Genomic DNA, 13,908 nt, shown 5'->3' on the forward strand with positions numbered 1-13,908 from the left:
CCCGTGCCGAGACCCCAGGAGAACTGAGATGGCCAAAGGAACCCGACTTTCCGGTGCAACACTGCTGGTCACGGGAGGTGGAAGCGGGCTGGGCCGCCGCGTGGCGCTCGGAGCCGCCCGGCGCGGAAGCCGGGTGGTGATCTGGGACATGGACGCCGAGCGGGGCGCAGCAGTCCGCGACGAAATCCGGGCCGCCGGCGGCCGGGCCGAAGCCCAGACCGTGGATGTCACGGACCGGGAGGGGGTCAAGGCCGCCGCGGCGGAGGCAGGTCCGGTGGATGTCCTGGTCAACAACGCCGGGGTGGTCAGCGGCCGGCGCCTCCTTGAGGCCACGGACGAAGCCCTCGAACGGACCATGAACGTCAACGTCATGGCCCTGTACTGGGTCACCCGTGCCTTCCTGGGCGGAATGGCACACCGCGGGCGCGGCACCGTGGTCACCGTGGCCAGTGCTGCCGGGCTGGTGGGAGTTGCCCGGCAGACCGACTATTCGGCCAGCAAGTTCGCCGCTTTCGGCTTCAACGAGTCACTCCGGGCCGAGCTGCGGGCGGATGCGAAGGGCGTCAACACGCTGGTGGTGTGCCCCTTTTACATCGATACAGGGATGTTCGACGGCGTCCAGACCCGCTGGCCGCGGCTCCTCCCGATCCTCGAGGAAGAAGAGGTGGCGGCCAAGGTCCTCGACGCCGTCGAGGCCGGCCGCAGGAAACTGTTCCTGCCGCCCATCGTGAACCTGCTTCCGGTCCTGCGGATCCTTCCGGTCAGCATTTTCGACCGGCTCATGGATGTGCTGGGCGTCAACCGCACCATGGACCACTTCACCGGCCGGCCAGGCAGCCCCGCAGGAGAGCTTGTCCGGGAAGGCCCAGGGCAGGTCCCGGCCCCTACCCCGGAAGGGGACACTCGGCCCTACCGTTGACAAAGGGAGCAGCCTACCGTCGGCCGCAAGGGGGGAACCATCAAGGCAATTGAAATGGGGCCCACAATGTATCTGACAAGGCGGCAACTCCTGCAATCCGGCGCCGCAGCCGGTGCGGCCGTTGCAACGCAGACCTATGGACCGGGAAGTGGGCGGGCAATTGCCACGCCAGGACAGGCCGGCCAATTCACCGAGCAGCTTCCAACGCTGGCCGAACTGGGCGTCCTGGACATGAGTGCCGGCGGCACTGCGTCTCTGTGGATGCGGAACGCCCAGCACCGCTTCCAGGCAGACATGGGCGTGGCCGACACCCTGGCATACCAGGACGGGACCTCCTCCCGTACCTATTTGGGCCCGGTCATCATCGCCCGGAAAGGAACCGGATTCAGCCTCACCGTCCACAACGGGATCGAACGGCATCCCCTTGGCTACGCCGTCGACGCGGAGCTCGTTCCTCCCGGCAGCAATGATGCTGCAGCGCCCAGGACGTCCGTGCACCTCCACGGAGGCAACACCAGACCAGAGTACGACGGCGGCCCCGAGCAGGCATTCAGCCCCGGCGCTTCCTACACGTACAGGTATGGCAACGACCAGGACGCAGCCGGTCTCTGGTACCACGACCACGCGCTCGGCATTACGCGGTTGAATGTCTATGCCGGGCTGGCCGGCGGCTACCTGTTGCGGGACTCAGGTGGATCAGGAATAGATACCGGCGACGGTACCCACCTGCCCCCGCCGCCCTATGAAGTTCCGCTGATCGTCCAGGACAAGATGTTCAATCCCGACGGCACGCTTGCCTACCCGCCGAACCCGGACCTTTCCACTGCGGGCGGAACACCGCGTCCCTGGGCGCCGGAGTTCTTCGGCGACGCGGCAACAGTCAACGGCAAGTGCCGGCCGAATCTCGACGTGGCCCGGGGGAAGTACCGGCTCCGCATGTTCAACGGCTCCAATGCCCGGTTCTACGACCTCAAGTTCGCAGTGGATGGCGCGGCGCTCGCCTTCTTCCAAATAGGAACGGACGGCGGCCTGCTCAACGCACCGGTCAGACTGAACAGGCTGCTCCTGGGGCCGGGCGAGCGGGCGGATATCGTGATCGATTTCGCCGGACACAAGCCCGGCACACGGGTTGTTCTGGCCAACAGTGCCCGCGTCCCCTACCCGGACGGCCCCGCCACCATCCAGCTCGGGGGACTCCCGCTGCCGCAAATCATGCAGTTCACTGTGACATCCCAGGCCGGATACACAGCGCCGCTGCCTGGCAGCCTCCGGAACTGTTCCATCACCGATCTGGTGGCCAGGGCCCCGGAGGCCATCAGGCCTATGGCACTGGTGGAAGTGGCCAACGCCGCCGGGGTTCCCCTCATGGCGCTCCTGAACAACCGAAAATTCGAGAGCGAAGACATCCTCCGGGTCCGGAGCGACAGTCTTGAAGAATGGGAACTGATCAATACCACGGGGGATGCCCACCCGATCCATGTGCACTTCACCCAGTTCCAGGTCCGCGACCGGCAAAAATTCGACGTCGACGGGTACCTGGCAGCCACCGGCTATGTAGACCCAGGGACCGGCCTGGTGACGCCGGGCCGCGGCAGCGCCGTTCCGGTCCGGCCCTTCCTGATCGGACGCCCCAAAGGAGCGCCCGCACATGAGCAGGGCTGGAAGGACACGGTCATTGCCATGCCCGGGGAAGTTACCAGGATCCGTGTTCCGTTCGGGGCAGGGGCGGCGGGCGGAGCCCCGCTGGCCATCGGCTCATCCTTCAGTGGCAAGTACGTCTGGCACTGCCACATCCTGGAGCACGAGGATAACGAGATGATGCAGCGGTACATCATCGAGTAGCGGGATGAACCACCTCTGCTGCGGCTAAGGCCGGAGGTTGCCTCCGGTCAGTGAGCTGATGGGAGCAGTGACGGCGTCTGTCAGCCGGACCAGGTCAGCCGGGGCCAGTTCAATGTCCAGGCCCCGCCGGCCGCCCGAGACCAGCAGGGTGTCCAGTGCCAGGGCGCTGGAATCCAGCACCGTGGGGGAGGGCTGTCGCTGGCCGAGCGGGGAGATGCCGCCGAGGACATAGCCAGTGCGGCGCTGTGCTGCAGCGGGATCTGCCATGGCGGCTTTCTTGGCCCCCAGCACAGTGGCCATTGCCTTCAGGTCCAGGGTTCCGCTGACCGGAACAATGCCCACCGCGAGCCTGCCCTCCACTTCCACCATCAAGGTCTTGAAGACGCGGGACGGATCGATCCCCAGGGCCTCGGCTGCCTCCGCGCCGTAGCTCGCCGCCGAGGGGTCATGGGTGTACGGATGCAGCACAAACGGAACCCCGGCCGCGGTCAGGGCCGCTGTGGCCGGGGTTCCCTGGGAGTTGTTCCTGCGTGCCATGAAGGCGAGGTCAGGCCTGGCTGCGGGATGCTGCGGCAACCTTGCGCTTGATCCTGCCCAGCATTGCGGTCATGCCCCGCATGCGCAGGGGGGTGATGGCGCGGGTGAGTCCCAGCAGTTCCGGCATGTCGTCCGGCACGGACAGGATCTCTTCCGCTTTCAAACCGTCAAGGCCCTCGTGCAGCACCCCGGCGAAACCGCGCGTGGTGGGCGCCTCGGGCGGCGCCTTGAAGAACAGGCGGACGGCGCCGTCGTCGTTGGTTCCCGTCTCAATGGTGAGGAACAGCGGCGACTGGCACTCCACTACCTGCTCAAGGAGTTCGGGGTGGTCTTTGAGCCGGTCCGGGAGTTCCGGCAGTCCTTCCGAGAACTCCAGCAGCAACTGCAGCCTCTCGGGTTCGGACAGGGCCTGGAAGTCGTCCACGATCGCCGCCAGGGCGGAAGGCAAAGCTTGAGTACTCATCGTTCCAAGTCTACGCGGGGGAGCAGGGTCAGGCTCCGACGGCGACGGGAACAGAGCCGCGCTCCGCGCCCTTGACGATCGGTACGCGCACGGCGTTGCCCCACTCGGTCCAGGATCCGTCGTAGTTGCGGACGGTCTCAAAGCCCAGGAGGTACTTGAGTGCGAACCAGGTGTGGCTGGAACGCTCACCGATACGGCAGTAGGCCACCACGTCATCGCCCTCGGACAGGCCGGCCTCGCCCAGGTAGATGTCCTCCAGCTCTTCCCTGCTGCGGAATGTACCGTCGGCGGCAGCGGCGCGGGCCCACGGGATGGAGGCGGCAGTGGGGATGTGGCCGCCGCGCAGGGCGCCCTCTTCCGGGTAGGCCGGCATGTGGGTGCGCTGGCCGGTGTATTCCTCGGGGGAGCGGACATCGATCAGCGGCTTGCCCAGGTGTGCCAGGACGTCGTCCTTGAAGGCGCGGATGGGGGCGTCGTCGCGCTCAACCACCGGGTAGTCGCCGGGAGCGGGGGCGGGCCGGTCCCTGGTCAGTTCGCGGCCTTCGGCTACCCATTTGTCCCGGCCCCCGTCCAGCAGCCGGACGTCCTGGTGGCCGAAGAGCGTAAAGACCCACAGGGCGTAGGCGGCCCACCAGTTGGACTTGTCGCCGTAGATCACCACGGTGCTGTCGCGCGAAATGCCCTTCGACGCCGCGAGTTCAGCGAAGGCGGCACCGTCAACGTAGTCGCGGGCCACGTCGTCGTTCAGGTCCGTGTGCCAGTCGATCTTGACGGCGCCGGGGATATGGCCGGTTTCGTACAGGAGCACGTCCTCGTCGGATTCCACCACGATAAGTTCGCCGCGGGCCACGGCACCGCTTTCAACGGCGGCAGCAAGCCACTCAGTGGAGACCAGCCGCTCCGGGTGGGCGTAGGCTGCGAACTTCTCATTCTGTTCAACCGGGTAGGGCATGGCTTGGCCTTTCACTAAGAGCACGGGAAACCGCGGAACATGCATTGGAACCTGTTCCCACACTAACCAGCGCCCGGAGGGTTGTCCGTATTCCGTTAATAGGGCGAAATGTTGCCTTGGTCACGCTGCCGGGCGGCAGGACAGCGTCCCGCCCGGGTACGGTCCACATTGCCGGTATCCTTTCTGGGGACCAACCACCAGCAGAACGGACCACCTTGGTACAGATCGAACAGCTTGCCGCCCGCACTCCGGCAGTTTCGGTGGACGAACTCCTTAAGGGTTTCTACCCATCGCCGCGGTTTGGCGAGGTTTCCTTTTCGAGCTACCGCCCGGACCCGAAGCAGCCCAGCCAGGCGGCCGCCGTGCGTGCGCTGGAGGGATTTGCCGACGGCGTGGGGTCGGGCAACGGAGGCGGGCTTTTCAAGAAGCTGTTCGGCAAGAAGGACGAATCCAGGGCGGGAATCTACCTGGACGGCGGCTTCGGCGTGGGCAAGACCCACCTGCTCGCCTCCCTGTGGCACGCGTCGCCCGGCCCCAAGGCCTTCGGTACGTTCGTGGAGTACACCAACCTGGTGGGCGCCCTTTCCTTCCGCAAAACGGTGGACGCGCTGAGCAGCTACCAACTCGTATGCATCGACGAATTCGAACTTGACGATCCGGGCGACACCGTCCTGATGTCCCGGCTCATGCGTGAGCTGGCTGACGCCGGGGTCAAACTTGCCGCCACGTCCAACACGCTGCCCGGGTCCCTGGGTGATGGCCGGTTTGCCGCTGTGGACTTCCAGCGCGAAATCCAGGTCCTGGCGGACCAGTTCGACGTCATCCGCATCGACGGCGAGGACTTCCGGCACCGTGGCCTGCCGGCCGCACCGGCGCCGCTGAAGAACAGTGAGCTCAACGCGCACATGAAGGCGGAATTCGACGGGAAGACCGTGGCCCAGGATGAGTTCTCCACCCTCATCCACCACCTGGCCGGGGTGCACCCCAGCCGCTACCGACAGCTGATCCACGGCATTGACGGCGTGGTGTGGCGCAACGTGGAGACCATCACGGAACAGGCTGTAGCGCTGCGGTTCGTGGTCCTGGCAGACCGGCTCTACGACAAGGATGTGCCCATCCTGGCCAGCGGCGTCCCCTTCGACAAGCTGTTCACCGAAGAAATGATGGCCGGCGGGTACATGAAGAAGTACTTCCGCGCCGTCTCCCGCCTCACTGCGCTGGCCCGCGAAGGCCAGAACCACGAGCCCTCCTAGGCGGAGCTCTTTCCGGTCCGGACGCGGGGCCGGGGCCGCAGCGCCAGCCGGACCACCAGCCCGGCCAGCAGCGCCCAGAAAGCGGATCCGATCCCGAAGAACGCCAGGCCGGACGCGGCCATCAGGAACGTGACGGCCGGGGCGATCCGGTCGTCCGGGTCAGCCAGGGCTGCCGAGACCGCCGAGGCGAGGGTGCCCAGCAGGGCCAGCCCGGCAACGGCTTCAAGCATTCCGGCCGGCGCCTTGCTGACCACCGACACCAGGGCGGCCGAGAAAGCGGCCAGCACCAGGTAGGCCAGGCCGGACGTGAAGCCCGCGATCCACCTCCTGCTCCGGTCCCCGCCGGCTTCCTCGCCGGCGGCGAGGGCAGCACTGAGCGCCGCGAGATTGATGGCGTGGCCGCCGAACGGGGCTCCCGCAACAGTTCCCGCTCCCGTGACGAGCATCGCCGGGCGCCATGGTGTCTCATATCCGAAGGATCTCAGGACGGCCACCCCGGGAATGTTTTGGGAGGCCATCGTCACCACGAACAATGGGAGCGCGACACCCGCCATGGCCTGGAGGGTGAACGCGGGCGTGGTCCAGGCCAGGGCCGGGACCAGGGTTGCCGGTTCAACAGGTATTCCTGCCGATGCCAGGGTTATTCCGATCACGCCCAAGGCCGCGAGCAAGGCTGCCGGCACCGCCCAGCGCGAAGCGAACTTCATCATCAGCAGCCAGCACAGGATCACCGGCGCTGCAAACACCGGGACGGAACCGAGGGCCTTGAAGGGTGCCAGGCAGAGCTGGAGCAGGACGCCCGCCAGCATGGCCTGGGCCAGGGAAGGCGGGATGCGCGCCATCAGCCTGCCAAGCGCCGGCACCAGGCCGGTCATGGCCAGCAGCAGGCCCGCACCAAGGAAGGCTCCGACGGTGGCCGGCCACCCGCCGTCGGGCACTCCCGATGCCGCAAGCAGCGCCGCGCCCGGCGTTGACCATGCCAGTGTCACCGGGACCCTGGAACGCCAGGCGAGCACCAGCACGCCGAGCCCGACGGTGAGCGTTACGGCAAGCAGGCCGGAGGCAGCCTGGGCAGCATCAGCGCCGACTGCCTTGAGGCCGGCCAGGACCACGGCAAAGGATGAGGTGAAGCCCACCAGCGCGGTGATAATCCCTGCGACCACCGGCCGGGAATCGGGCCGGGTCAATCCGAGCTTGGCTGCCGTGGTGGGTGCGGGGGACTTGGGCATACCGGCAGGTTACCGGTGCCGGTTTGCCAACCGGCAATTTGGGCGGCGAAAGTCGCCGTTAAACGCCAAAGGTGCGGGTGCCGCCTCCCGGCGGGACCCGCACCTCCTTGACGTGCCGGGCAAAGCCCTGGCCAAATCCTTTACGGCGTCCTGTCAACCGGCGGAACCGGATTTCCAGGAGCTGCCGGGGGAACCTGCTCGGCGGCAGGTGCCTGCCCCGGGGTGCCGTTCTTGTCAATGAGCTTGGAAGCGCCATCCTGGATCTTGTCGACATGGCCGGTGTACTTGCCGCCGGTCTTGGTGTCGACGAAATCGCCGGCCTTGCTGATGCCGTTCTTGATGGCCTGCTCGTTGCCACGGATGAGACCCTGAGCCTTGCCCTTTAGATCGTCAATCAAACCCACGAGCACCTCCCTTCGATCGCGGAGCCAGGTCGCTCCTCGCGCATACGATCCTATCCGGGCGCGGAAGGTGTGCCAAGGGAATCACGTTCGCCCGCAGCGGATGTGGATTAAACGAAAAAAGCAGCTCCGGAGAGCTGCAGTTCGTGTGTGGGCGATACTGGGATCGAACCAGTGACCTCTTCCGTGTCAGGGAAGCGCGCTACCGCTGCGCCAATCGCCCGGAACCGGAAGACCGGCTGATGGGATATAAGAGAGCGGACGACGAGATTCGAACTCGCGACATCCACCTTGGCAAGGTGGTGCTCTACCAGCTGAGCTACGTCCGCGTGTGCAGGATGAACCGGTAAACCGGTGATACTGCGGGCAAGTTTCCTTGCCAGTGGGCGATACTGGGATCGAACCAGTGACCTCTTCCGTGTCAGGGAAGCGCGCTACCGCTGCGCCAATCGCCCATTGAATCCGAAAAATCCGGAAACCATGGTTTTCACCGAGGTGGGTACGGGATTCGAACCCGTGTATACGGCTTTGCAGGCCGCTGCCTCGCCTCTCGGCCAACCCACCGTGTTAGCGTCCATTCCGAAGAATGTTTGCTGTGACAGTGTCCTGCGAGCGGACGACGAGATTCGAACTCGCGACATCCACCTTGGCAAGGTGGTGCTCTACCAGCTGAGCTACGTCCGCATTTTGGAGGCTTGATTCCTTGCCGTTTCCGGCATTTCCTCGCGTTCCAACGAGTAAAAACGATATAGGAGGTTCCGGGAAACTCCAAATCGCACCGGCGCCGCCCGGTCACGTGGCTTGTACAGCCGCGTAATTGCGGGGATTTTGCAAGTTACAGGCGTGTAATTCCGGCTCGCGTGACGGCGGTCTTCCAGGCGGAGTGCTGCCCGGTGCGGTGCCTTTTATGCGTCGCGGCCGCGGGAAGGACATGGCTGCGGGCCCGGTCTTTGGCGGAGCCGCCGATTTTTGAAATGGGGCAGAGGTGGGCTAGCATTCAAATGCATCGGGGCGATTGGCGCAGTGGTAGCGCGCTTCGTTCACACCGAAGAGGTCACTGGTTCGAACCCAGTATCGCCCACCGCAGAGGCCCGTTTCCGCTCATCAGCAGCGGAAACGGGCCTTTTTTATGTGCGGCTCCTGCCGCCGGAGATATTGTCGGCCCCCTGTGAAAGAGTCTCTTGTATGACTGATCCGCTTCTCGCCCACGCCACCGAATACGGCCGGATGTACGCACGGTCAACCTCTGAGCAGTTCTCGGTCCCGTCCATCACCACAGTGATCAGCCAGCAGCCGCACGGCCTCGATGGCTGGTTCGGTTACATGGGTGCCAGCAGCCTGGCCAACGATCCCCTGCTCTCTGACTGCCTGGGGAGCCCGGCCAAAATCAAGCAGGCCATTAACCGTGCGGCGAAGGCTGCCGAAACCTACCGGGACGACGCCGCAAGGCGCGGGGACCGAGTGCACAACTACTGCGAGCAGGTCGCGCTCCGTGCGCTGGGGCGCCCACATGCCATGCAGGAAGCCCGCGAAGCACTGGCCGCCAACGGAGAGGAGGCCTTCGCCGTGCGTTTCGACGAGTGGTGGGAACTCTTCGGCGTGGAGCCCATCGCACCGGAGATCACGGTCTGGAACAACTCGGTGGGATATGCGGGAACCCTTGACCTCGTGGCGCGGATCAACGGACGCATTTGCCTGATCGACTACAAAACGAAGGGCACAACGCGGGACGGACAGGTCAAGCCCCTGGATAACAAGGTGGTGATGCAGTTGGTAGCCGGCATGAAGGCGGAAGAAAGCCTCGTGGACCCGGAGGCTGGAACCTGGGAGCCCTGGAAGTACGGTGAGAACCCGGTCCTGCTGGCCGTGGCCATTGGCGAGACCGAGGTCCGCCCTGTCCGCGCCAACCCTGAGGTCCTCAAGCACCACTGGTGGAAGTTCTGCGCCCTGCGGCGCGTCTGGGAACTCTCCGCGGACACCATCAGCGCAGGCACGGCCCTGCTGCCCATCGCACCCCCGCCCATGGCCCAGGCCCGCACCGCCTAGGGCCGACGGTGCACGTCAAGAGACTGCACCTAAACTGGATAGGTTCCCCTTTCCGCCAACCGTGAGGACAAACAGCGCATGGCTATCCTGAATATCCGCATCATCGGCGATCCTGTGCTGCGCACAGTTGCCGATCCCGTGACGGAATTCGGACCCGAGCTCGCGAAACTGGTCGCCGATATGACCGAAACCATGGAGGACGTGGACGGCGCCGGACTCGCCGCTCCCCAAATCGGCGTGAGCAAGCGCATCTTCACGTACCGCATTGACGGCGTTGAAGGGCACATCATCAACCCTGTCCTGGAGAACAGCGAGGACTACCAGCCGGACCACGTGGAAGGCTGCCTCTCCATCCCGGGCCTCGGTTTCCCGGTCCGCCGTTTCCGCGCCACCCGGGCCACCGGCGTGGACATGCACGGCAACCCGGTAACCATTGACGGGGAAGGGATGTTGGCACGCTGCTTCCAGCATGAAAACGACCATTTGGATGGCATCCTTTACACCGACCGGCTTGAGGGCGACGACCGCAAGGCTGCGCTGCGGTCCATCCGAAACGCCAATTACGACGCCGTCACCGAACGCACCACAGCGAAACGCGCCAAAAGTGTTGGGTCGAGTTTCGGCGGGGCCAGCTTTGGCGGAACCAGCACTCCCGGATCCAGCTTCGGCGCAGCCGGGTGAGGGTCCTCTTCGCGGGGACCCCCGCCGTCGCGGTGCCATCCCTGGACGCACTGGTAAATGCCGGGTTCAACGTCGTCGCCGTCCTGACCCGGCCCGATGCCCCGATAGGCCGGAAACGGGTACTGACGCCGTCACCCGTTGCGCAACGGGCTGCGGAACTGGGTATCGAGGTCATCCACGCCGCGCGCGTCGACACCGAGGCCATAGCCAGTATTTCCGCCGTCCAGCCTGACGTCGCGGCGATCGTCGCCTACGGCGGCCTGGTTCCCCGTGATGCCCTGGGCATTCCGCGCCACGGGTGGGTCAACCTGCACTTCTCGCTGCTGCCCGCCTGGCGCGGGGCGGCGCCCGTCCAGCGGTCAATCATGGCCGGAGACGATGTCACCGGTGCCGTGACCTTCCAGCTCGAAGAAGGCCTGGACACCGGACCGGTCTTCGGCACCCTGACGGAGACCGTCAAGCCCCAGGACACAGCCGGGGACCTGCTTGAGCGGCTGTCCCACAGCGGCGCGGTCCTGCTGGCCCAAACGCTGTCTGCCATCGGCGCCGGAAAAGCATCGCCGCAGCCGCAGGCAGGCGATGTCTCGCTGGCACCAAAACTGACCCTCGAGGATGGCCACCTTAACTGGACCCATCCGGCCCTTGCCATCAGCAGGCAGGCCCGCGGGGTCACCCCCGAGCCGGGTGCCTGGACCCTGCTGGACGGGCAGCGGGTCAAACTGGAGCCGGTCCGGCTGCGGCCGGACGCTTCCGGGCTTGCCCCGGGAGCCGTGGCCCTGCAGGGGAAAACCGTGCTGGTGGGGACAGGTTCGCACGCGGTGGAACTCACCCGGATCCAGCCCGCCGGAAAAAAGATGATGGCCGCCGCCGACTGGGCGCGCGGCATGGCAACACTGGAGAGCGTGGTGTTCGAATGACCGGGTCCGGAGGCAATACAGGCGGACGGGGAAGTGCCGGGGGACGCAGCAGCGCCGGGAAAGGCGGGCAGGGCGGAGCAGCCGGCGGCGGCAACGGCGGCGCGCGGGATGCCAGTCGGCGGAACGCCAAGGGACGCGAACGCAACCGCGGGCCGCAGCGGAGCTTCACTGAGCAGGCGCCGTCCCAGCGCACCCGGCGCGCGGATCCTGCCCGCCTGGTGGCCTTCGAGGTGCTGCGCGCTGTTGCAGAGGAGGACGCTTACGCCAACCTGGTGCTGCCCGCACGGATCCGGCACCACCACCTGGACAAACGGGACGCCGGCTTCGCCACCGAACTGAGCTATGGAGCCCTGCGCGGCCAAGGCACCTATGACGCCATCCTGGCGCGATGCGTGGACCGTCCCCTGACCCAGCTTGATCCGGCCATCCTCGACGCCCTCCGCATCGGCGCCCACCAGCTGCTTGCCATGCGGGTCCCGGCCCATGCGGCACTGGACCAGACCGTGGGACTCGCCCGCGCGGTCATCGGCGCCGGCCCATCAACACTGATCAACGCCGTCCTTCGCAAGGTGGCCGCCCGGAGCCTCGACGAATGGCTGGACCTGCTGGTGGAGGGCGAAACCGACGCTACTAAAGTGGCCGCGCTCAGGTACGCCCACCCCGAGTGGATAGTTCGTGCCATGCGCCAGTCGCTCGTGGCGCACGGCCGTCCCGCAGCCGAGATCGACGACCTGCTGGAAGCTGACAACGACGCCCCGGTGGTTAACCTCGTGGCCCTGCCCGGACTGGGCAGCCTGGACGAGGCACTGGAAAATGGCGCGGCACCCGGGGAACTCGTGGAAGGCTCTGCGCTTTCCAGCGGCGGGGACCTGGGCCGCCTGGCCACCGTGCGCGCCGGTACCACCCGGGTGCAGGACGTCGGCTCCCAACTGGTGGCCAGGGCACTGGCCGCGGTGGACATCGGCCCGGCCGGGGAAGAGGGTGCCGCCGGAACTGCACCATCTGCCGGTGGCACTGAAGCGTGGCTTGATCTCTGCGCCGGTCCCGGGGGAAAGGCTGCGCTCCTGGGCGCACTGGCACACCAGCGGGGTGCCACGCTTCTCGCGAATGAGCCAGCCCCGCATCGGGCCAAGCTGGTCAGCCAGGCGCTGTCCGCCATTCCGCACGATAGCTGGCAGGTCCGTACCGGTGACGGCCGGGACGTGGGAGCCGAGCAGCCGGAACGGTACAGCCGTGTGCTGGTGGACGTTCCCTGCACAGGCCTTGGGGCACTTCGCCGCAGGCCCGAGTCCCGGTGGCGTCGCTCGCCCAAGGACATCGCAGACCTGGGCCCGCTGCAGCGCGAGCTACTGAACTCCGCCCTGGCTGCGGTTCGGCCCGGGGGAGTGGTGGCCTATGTGACCTGTTCACCGCACCCGGCAGAAACCACGGCTGTTGTGGCTGATGTCCTGCGGAAGCGGACCGACCTGGAACTCCTTGACGCCGGTGCCGCCCTGGACGCAGTCAGCCTGACCGGCAGCCTCGGCGCCGGCCATGAGCTGACGGCGCAGCTCTGGCCGCATATTCACCACACCGACGCGATGTTCCTGGCCCTGATTAGGAAGAAAGCCTAACCAGGAAGAAAGCCGCACCTTTAGCCCCCGGGCAATGGGTCCGGTCCGTTCGCACGGGCAGGCCGGACCTTCTCCATGAGATCGAAGCACCTTCAGTGAAAGGCATCCCCGTGACGCAATGCTGCATCAACCCGAGCATCCTCTCCGCCGACTTCGTCAACCTTGAGGCCGAACTGCAGCGGATCAGCAACGCAGACGCCGTGCACGTGGACGTCATGGACAACCACTTCGTCCCCAACCTGACCATCGGGTTGCCCGTCGTGCAGCGGATCCAGGCCGTCAGCCCGGTTCCGCTCGATGCCCACCTGATGATTGCCGACGCGGACCGCTGGGCGCCCGGATTCGCGGACGCCGGCCTTGCCTCCGTCACGTTCCACGCGGAGGCTTCCATTGCGCCTATCAAGCTGGCACGGGAACTGCGCAGCAGGGGATCCAAAGCCGGAATGGCCCTGCGCCCGGCCACGCCGGTGGAGCCGTACCTGGACATGTTGACGGAGCTGGACATGCTGCTCATCATGACTGTGGAACCCGGCTTCGGCGGCCAGGCATTCCTGGACATCACCCTGCCCAAGATCCGCCGGGCCCGTGCGGCCGTGGAAGGCTCCGGACTGGGGGTTGCCATCCAGGTTGACGGCGGCATTACGGACGAGACCATCGCCCGCGCCGCCGAGGCCGGCGCCAACGTCTTCGTGGCCGGTTCGGCCGTGTACGGCGCTGAGGATCCGTCCGCGGCCATCGACCTGCTGCGCGCAAAGGGCAGCCGGACATTACGTGCGGCGACGGAATAACCGGGAGCCCCTGCCGGTTATGGCACAATAACAACACACATACGTGCTCCGGGGTCGGTGTAAGTCCGAACCGGCGGTGACAGTCCGCGACCCGCGAGCTGGTGTTCTCTTAGGAGGACTTCCGGCGGACGGTTGAACCGGTGGAATTCCGGTACCGACAGTTAAAGTCTGGATGAGAGAAGCACGTACAGCTGTATCTGCGCAGCCTTTGGGCTCCGCAGCGTTCTGCTGTCGTAATCCCCGGAGCCATCGCGGTTCGACAGGGAA

Annotated in this window: 13 protein-coding genes, 6 tRNA genes and 1 riboswitch; of the genes, 9 read left to right on the plus strand and 10 right to left on the minus strand. The window is 66.1% G+C overall.

Features of this window, described 5'->3' with window-relative positions:
- Positions 1–28 precede the first annotated feature (28 nt).
- Both ACTAQI_RS03635 and ACTAQI_RS03640 read left to right on the plus strand, forming a co-directional pair.
- Entirely contained in the window at positions 29–919 is an 891-nt protein-coding gene (locus ACTAQI_RS03635) for an SDR family oxidoreductase (RefSeq protein WP_457949638.1), read from the plus strand.
- Positions 920–985: 66 nt separating this feature from the next.
- Positions 986–2,761 carry a multicopper oxidase family protein gene (locus tag ACTAQI_RS03640; protein ID WP_457949639.1) on the plus strand — a complete coding sequence of 592 codons (1,776 nt, stop codon included), beginning with the start codon at positions 986–988 and terminating at the stop codon, positions 2,759–2,761.
- A gap of 24 nt (positions 2,762–2,785) precedes the next feature.
- On the opposite strand, the gene ybaK is transcribed toward ACTAQI_RS03640, so the two are convergent.
- From ybaK to ACTAQI_RS03655, 3 genes are read right to left on the minus strand one after another with little or no spacing between them, the layout of a single operon-like run.
- Positions 2,786–3,298, minus strand: coding sequence for a Cys-tRNA(Pro) deacylase (gene ybaK, locus ACTAQI_RS03645; protein ID WP_457949641.1), 513 nt, complete (start codon positions 3,296–3,298; stop codon positions 2,786–2,788).
- A gap of 10 nt (positions 3,299–3,308) precedes the next feature.
- Positions 3,309–3,761, minus strand: coding sequence for a SufE family protein (locus tag ACTAQI_RS03650; protein WP_457949643.1), 453 nt, complete (start codon positions 3,759–3,761; stop codon positions 3,309–3,311).
- A 28-nt stretch (positions 3,762–3,789) separates the two neighbouring features.
- Positions 3,790–4,713 (minus strand): sulfurtransferase, encoded by a 924-nt coding sequence (locus tag ACTAQI_RS03655; protein ID WP_457949645.1) that lies wholly within the window; start codon positions 4,711–4,713, stop codon positions 3,790–3,792.
- A gap of 215 nt (positions 4,714–4,928) precedes the next feature.
- On the opposite strand from ACTAQI_RS03655, the gene zapE reads away from it, so the two are divergent.
- Positions 4,929–5,966 (plus strand): cell division protein ZapE, encoded by a 1,038-nt coding sequence (zapE, locus tag ACTAQI_RS03660; protein WP_224025730.1) that lies wholly within the window; start codon positions 4,929–4,931, stop codon positions 5,964–5,966.
- Here the strand turns inward: zapE and ACTAQI_RS03665 are convergent.
- The 7 genes from ACTAQI_RS03665 to ACTAQI_RS03695 all read right to left on the minus strand — a co-directional run bounded on the left by ACTAQI_RS03665 (position 5,963) and on the right by ACTAQI_RS03695 (position 8,280).
- Positions 5,963–7,195, minus strand: a complete 1,233-nt coding sequence (locus ACTAQI_RS03665) for a benzoate/H(+) symporter BenE family transporter (protein WP_457949647.1) — start codon at positions 7,193–7,195, stop codon at positions 5,963–5,965. The genes zapE and ACTAQI_RS03665 overlap by 4 nt on opposite strands.
- A 140-nt stretch (positions 7,196–7,335) precedes the next feature.
- A complete protein-coding gene (locus ACTAQI_RS03670) occupies positions 7,336–7,599 on the minus strand; it encodes an antitoxin (protein WP_457949649.1) in 264 nt (87 codons plus the stop codon).
- A gap of 148 nt (positions 7,600–7,747) precedes the next feature.
- Positions 7,748–7,819 (minus strand) — tRNA-Val (locus tag ACTAQI_RS03675).
- Positions 7,820–7,852: 33 nt separating this feature from the next.
- Positions 7,853–7,925 (minus strand) — tRNA-Gly (locus ACTAQI_RS03680).
- Positions 7,926–7,979: 54 nt separating this feature from the next.
- A tRNA-Val gene (locus tag ACTAQI_RS03685) sits at positions 7,980–8,051 on the minus strand.
- Between the two features lie 38 nt (positions 8,052–8,089).
- Positions 8,090–8,160 (minus strand) — tRNA-Cys (locus ACTAQI_RS03690).
- A gap of 47 nt (positions 8,161–8,207) precedes the next feature.
- Positions 8,208–8,280: transfer RNA gene (locus ACTAQI_RS03695), tRNA-Gly, on the minus strand.
- Between the two features lie 325 nt (positions 8,281–8,605).
- Here ACTAQI_RS03695 and ACTAQI_RS03700 point away from each other — a divergent pair.
- The 6 genes from ACTAQI_RS03700 to rpe all read left to right on the plus strand — a co-directional run bounded on the left by ACTAQI_RS03700 (position 8,606) and on the right by rpe (position 13,641).
- A tRNA-Val gene (locus tag ACTAQI_RS03700) sits at positions 8,606–8,677 on the plus strand.
- Between the two features lie 104 nt (positions 8,678–8,781).
- Positions 8,782–9,642, plus strand: a complete 861-nt coding sequence (locus ACTAQI_RS03705) for a cytochrome (protein ID WP_457949650.1) — start codon at positions 8,782–8,784, stop codon at positions 9,640–9,642.
- 78 nt (positions 9,643–9,720) lie between these two features.
- A complete protein-coding gene (def, locus tag ACTAQI_RS03710; protein ID WP_457949651.1) occupies positions 9,721–10,323 on the plus strand; it encodes a peptide deformylase in 603 nt (200 codons plus the stop codon).
- Complete coding sequence (gene fmt / locus ACTAQI_RS03715) at positions 10,320–11,240, plus strand: methionyl-tRNA formyltransferase (RefSeq protein WP_457949653.1); 921 nt, start codon at positions 10,320–10,322, stop codon at positions 11,238–11,240. Before def ends, fmt begins: the two co-directional genes overlap by 4 nt.
- Positions 11,237–12,853 carry an RsmB/NOP family class I SAM-dependent RNA methyltransferase gene (locus ACTAQI_RS03720; protein ID WP_457949655.1) on the plus strand — a complete coding sequence of 539 codons (1,617 nt, stop codon included), beginning with the start codon at positions 11,237–11,239 and terminating at the stop codon, positions 12,851–12,853. Before fmt ends, ACTAQI_RS03720 begins: the two co-directional genes overlap by 4 nt.
- Positions 12,854–12,963: 110 nt before the next feature.
- A complete protein-coding gene (rpe, locus tag ACTAQI_RS03725; protein ID WP_457950980.1) occupies positions 12,964–13,641 on the plus strand; it encodes a ribulose-phosphate 3-epimerase in 678 nt (225 codons plus the stop codon).
- Positions 13,642–13,680: 39 nt separating this feature from the next.
- Positions 13,681–13,830, plus strand: a riboswitch (FMN riboswitch).
- Positions 13,831–13,908 lie beyond the last annotated feature (78 nt).

It is taken from the genome of Pseudarthrobacter sp. alpha12b (genome assembly GCF_054130495.1).

Coding starts and splice junctions, on each gene's coding strand:
- ACTAQI_RS03635 (WP_457949638.1), top strand. CDS start 29: ATGGCCAAAGGAACCCGACTTTCCGGTGCAACACTGCTGGTCACGGGA.
- ACTAQI_RS03640 (WP_457949639.1), top strand. CDS start 986: ATGTATCTGACAAGGCGGCAACTCCTGCAATCCGGCGCCGCAGCCGGT.
- ybaK (WP_457949641.1), bottom strand. CDS start 3,298: ATGGCACGCAGGAACAACTCCCAGGGAACCCCGGCCACAGCGGCCCTG.
- ACTAQI_RS03650 (WP_457949643.1), bottom strand. CDS start 3,761: ATGAGTACTCAAGCTTTGCCTTCCGCCCTGGCGGCGATCGTGGACGAC.
- ACTAQI_RS03655 (WP_457949645.1), bottom strand. CDS start 4,713: ATGCCCTACCCGGTTGAACAGAATGAGAAGTTCGCAGCCTACGCCCAC.
- ACTAQI_RS03665 (WP_457949647.1), bottom strand. CDS start 7,195: ATGCCCAAGTCCCCCGCACCCACCACGGCAGCCAAGCTCGGATTGACC.
- ACTAQI_RS03705 (WP_457949650.1), top strand. CDS start 8,782: ATGACTGATCCGCTTCTCGCCCACGCCACCGAATACGGCCGGATGTAC.
- def (WP_457949651.1), top strand. CDS start 9,721: ATGGCTATCCTGAATATCCGCATCATCGGCGATCCTGTGCTGCGCACA.
- ACTAQI_RS03720 (WP_457949655.1), top strand. CDS start 11,237: ATGACCGGGTCCGGAGGCAATACAGGCGGACGGGGAAGTGCCGGGGGA.